The organism is uncultured Intestinimonas sp., from assembly GCF_944387725.1.
Classification (GTDB): Bacteria; Bacillota; Clostridia; order Oscillospirales; family Oscillospiraceae; genus Intestinimonas.
The window spans coordinates 1-2,965 of record NZ_CALXGA010000113.1 but is presented as its reverse complement, the minus strand read 5'-3'; the positions used below and the strand labels follow the sequence as shown (position 1 = coordinate 2,965).

At 63.0% G+C, this 2,965-nt stretch carries 2 protein-coding genes and 1 other annotated feature; both genes read left to right on the top strand.

The genetic code is table 11. The features are described 5' to 3' along the window. Positions 1-250: hypothetical protein (locus Q0K09_RS10660; RefSeq protein ID WP_365932174.1), on the top strand; the 250-nt coding region annotated here is incomplete at its 5' end. Positions 251-666: 416 nt separating this feature from the next. After that, positions 667-907: a binding site (T-box leader), on the top strand. Between the two features lie 65 nt (positions 908-972). Continuing rightward, positions 973-2,661, top strand: coding sequence for a 2-isopropylmalate synthase (gene leuA, locus Q0K09_RS10655; protein ID WP_294476218.1), 1,689 nt, complete (start codon positions 973-975; stop codon positions 2,659-2,661). The last annotated feature ends 304 nt before the right edge of the window (positions 2,662-2,965 follow it).

Below are 2,965 nucleotides of genomic sequence, written 5' to 3'. Positions count from 1 at the left end.
GCCCACCGGCACCGCCCTCATCACGGTGCTGCCCGAGGCCCTGCAATCCCCGGCCCTCACCGCCGAGTGGGAGCACCATCTGAAGGAGGTGGAACGGGGTACCCTGGCCTCGGAAGATTTTATGGCGGAGATCTCCGCCATGCTGCGGGAGCTGGTGGGGACGATCCGCCCGGTAGAGGGCGAGGACGTGCTGTTCCTGCGGAGCGTGAGGCGGTGGGCCGGTGCCCCGGTGTGGGAAAGCCGTCATTGAACGGAAACAGGGCTTTTTCTGTGGGGATCGGACCTGCGGCTTCACCATCTGGAAAAACAACCGCTGGTGGGAAAACAGAAAGAAAACACCCACCCGCACCATCGTAGCGGCCCTTCTGAAAGACGGGAGAGCCCCTGTCACCGGCCTGTGGTCTGAGAAAGCGGACAAGACTTACGATGCGGTGATTACAATGACAGACCGACAAAAATATGTCGTAAATTGCAGTAACAAGTTGAATACGTCCAGGCAGCAGGGGCCGCAAGGCCGGTAGTCAGACCGCAAAAACGGACTCCAAAAACGCCTCAAAGAGTTCCTCAGGGGTGCGGTAGCCGAGCTTATCATTTTATGAGACGGGCGTGGGCGGGCGTGATTTTTCCCTTGACAACCCGAAAGAAATCCTCTAAAATAGGGAACAATCAAAAGCGATGAGGGAAAGAAGACCCGGGCTTCCCCGCTCAGAGAGCCGGTGGCAGGTGCGAACCGGCGCGGCGGACCCAGGTGGATACTGATTCCAGAGCCGCCCCCCTGAACCCGTGTGCAGTAGGGGGGGACGCGAGGCCGCGTTACAGGCCGGGGCCTTGTTGGAGGCCGGCGAGGGCCGACCGGGTGACCGGCGGCTGAATCAGGGTGGTACCGCGTATTCATTACGCCCCTGACCGGGAGGTCGGGGGCGTTTTCTATGTCCCCGCGCAGCATGGAATGGACAAAAGGAGGCAGTCATCATGGTAAAAGACCCGCAAAGCAAGTACATTCCCTTCGTCCCCCTCAAGCTGGAGCACCGGGCCTGGCCGGACAAGCAGCTCACCCACCCCCCCATCTGGTGCTCGGTGGACCTGCGGGACGGCAACCAGGCCCTGGTGGACCCCATGAACGTGGAGGAAAAGCTGGAACTCTTCCACACCCTGGTGGACATCGGCGTCAAGGAGATCGAGGTGGGCTTCCCCTCCGCCTCAGAGACCGAGTTTGAGTTCCTCCGGGCCCTCATCGACGGGGGGCACATCCCCGACGACGTGACCATCCAGGTGCTGGTCCAGGCCCGGGAGCACCTGATCCGCCGGACCTTCGAGGCCATCGACGGGGCCAAGCACGTCATCTTCCATTTCTACAACTCTACCTCCACCCTCCAGCGGAAGGTGGTCTTCCACACCGACGTGGCGGGGGTCAAGCAGATCGCCGTGGACGCCGCCGACCTCATCCGGGAGCTCTCCCAGGCCGCCCTGGACGGCGGCATGGACCTGCGGTATGAGTACTCCCCCGAGTCCTTCATGGGCACCGAGATGGACGCCGCCGTGGAGATCTGCCAGGCGGTGCTGGAGGCCCTGCGCGCCACCCCGGAGCGGAAGGTCATCCTCAACCTGCCCACCACGGTGGAGAACTGTATGCCCAACTACTTTGCCGACGAGATCGAGTATTTCATCTCCAAGCTGCCCTCCCGGGAGAGCGCCATCATCTCCCTCCACCCCCACAACGACCGGGGCGAGGGGGTGGCCACAGCCGAGCTGGGCCAGCTGGCCGGCGCGGAGCGGGTAGAGGCCACCCTCTTCGGCAACGGCGAGCGCACTGGCAACGTGGACATGGTGACCCTGGCCCTGAACCTCTACACCCAGGGGGTGGACCCGGGGCTGGACTTCTCCGACATCAGCAAGGTCCGGGACGTCTACGAGCGGGTGACCAAGATGAAGATCGGGGAGCGGCAGCCCTACGCGGGGGAGCTGGTTTTCACCGCCTTCTCCGGCTCCCACCAGGACGCCATCAACAAGGGCACCCAGTATATGGAGAAGAGCGGGTCCCCTCTCTGGGAGGTCCCGTATCTCCCCATCGACCCCGCCGACGTGGGGCGGCAGTACGAGCCCATCATCCGCATCAACTCCCAGTCTGGCAAGGGGGGCGCGGCCTTTGTCATGCAGCACTCCTTCGGCTTCGACCTGCCCAAGGCCATGCACCCGGAGTTTGGCCATATCGTCCAGGTGGAGACCGACCGGGTGGGCACCGAGCTCAAGCCCCAGCGCATCTACGAGCTCTTCAAGGAGCACTATGTGGACGCCACCAAGCCCTATGAGCTGGTCCGGCACTCCTTCGCCGAGTTCACTGACGAGGAGGGACACTCCCACGTCACCTTCGCCGGAACTCTCCGCCACAAGGACACGGTCTTCCAGGTCCAGGGCAGCGGCAACGGCCCCATCGACGCCTTCTTCAACGCCATCCACGGCCAGAAGATGGACCGCTTCACCTTCGTGGACTACAAGGAGCACGCCGTCCAGGCCGGTTCTGACTCCCTGGCCGTGGCCTATATCCAGCTCCGGGATGCCCAGGGAAAGGACTGCTTCGGCGTGGGAATCTCCCACAACATCAACCTGGCCCCCCTCAAGGGCATCCTCTCCGCCATCAACCGTGCGGTGATCCAGCAGTAACTTCTGCCCTCCCCCTGAAAAAAGGCCGCGGAAAATTGCCGCTCCGGCGGGCTTCCGCAGCCTTTTTGCCTCCGGGGGCACGGCAGAGACCTCCGGGGCTGGTGGGCCCCCTGCCGGCGGGCCACGGGCGTGCAAAAAATTCGGAAGAAAAAAAGCAAAAAAGGTTGACATACCCGGTGAGCTGTGGTAGTATATCTCTTGCGTTGAGTAACAGAGTGCTCCGCCATTCGCGCGAGTGGTGGAATTGGTAGACTCGCTGGCTTCAGGTGCCAGTGCTCGCAAGGGCGTGCGGGTTCGACTCCCG